The sequence below is a fragment of the Mycolicibacterium vulneris genome, assembly GCF_002104765.1.
In the GTDB taxonomy this organism is placed as follows: domain Bacteria; phylum Actinomycetota; class Actinomycetes; order Mycobacteriales; family Mycobacteriaceae; genus Mycobacterium; species Mycobacterium vulneris.
In genome coordinates this window covers 1-445 of sequence record NZ_NCXM01000108.1, presented here as the reverse complement: position 1 = coordinate 445, position 445 = coordinate 1, and the positions used below count along the sequence as shown (strand labels likewise).

The window sequence follows — 445 nt, the reverse complement described above, 5'->3', positions numbered from 1 at the left end:
TGCGGGGCGACCCGCTGCGCCGGGCTCCGCCGCGCTTGCGATCGCCCCGGGTCTGATGCGGGGCGACCCGCTGCGCCCGGCTCCGCCGCGCTTGCGATCGCCCCGGGTGGGCTGCGCTAAAGCGCGTGCAGCCTGAAGATCACGATCACCAAAATCACCACCAGTGTGGCGATCCCGATGACGATGCCGGCCACCGCCAGGCCGAAGCCGTCCTGGCGAGTCCGCTTGATCTGATCCAGGGCGATCGCGCCCAGCACTATGGCCACGATCGAGCCGATGCCGCACAGCAGGCCGGTGAAGGCCGCGATCAGTGAGGCGATCGCCAGACCGTTCGTCCCGGCCCGGTGGGTTCCCGCGGGTCCGTAGCCGCTCTGGTAATCCGGTGTCGGGTAGTAACCGCCCGGATAGGCGGGGGGCCCGTAGGTGGGCGGGCCGCCGTAGGGCC

At 71.5% G+C, this 445-nt stretch carries 1 protein-coding gene; it reads right to left on the bottom strand.

What is annotated here, in order from left to right:
* Positions 1-116 precede the first annotated feature (116 nt).
* Positions 117-445, bottom strand: a 329-nt coding sequence (locus tag B8W69_RS29575; protein ID WP_133058068.1) for a DUF4190 domain-containing protein, incomplete at its 5' end; no start/stop codon positions are given.